General features: G+C 58.6%; 1 protein-coding gene. It reads left to right on the top strand.

What is annotated here, in order from left to right:
- Nucleotides 1-292: glycosyl hydrolase-related protein (locus QP381_RS08915; RefSeq protein WP_285068638.1), on the top strand; the 292-nt coding region annotated here is incomplete at both ends.

Raw genomic sequence — 292 nt, 5'->3', positions numbered from 1 at the left:
AAGCCTTCGCCAAACGGTAGAGCGCGGCTACGCCCTCGCCCAACCGCTGACTGCAGCAACTGGCGAAGGGGAGGGCGCAACCCCGTTGCTGCGCAGTGTTGAGGGGATCGTCATCGAGGCCGTCAAATGGGCTGAAGATGGCAGCGGATTTATAGTGCGCGGCTACGAGCCACTCGGCCAACGGGCAGGCATGTCGCTGGAATTTGGCTATGACGTTGAAAGCGTAAAGGTAGTGAACGTGTTGGAAGAGGACGCAGCTGATCTAGCACAGATCGAGGTAGTAGGTAACCGA

Source organism: Pauljensenia sp. UMB6358, from assembly GCF_030216865.1.
Classification (GTDB): domain Bacteria; phylum Actinomycetota; class Actinomycetes; order Actinomycetales; family Actinomycetaceae; genus Pauljensenia; species Pauljensenia turicensis_A.
This window is presented reverse-complemented; position numbering and strand designations above follow the sequence as displayed.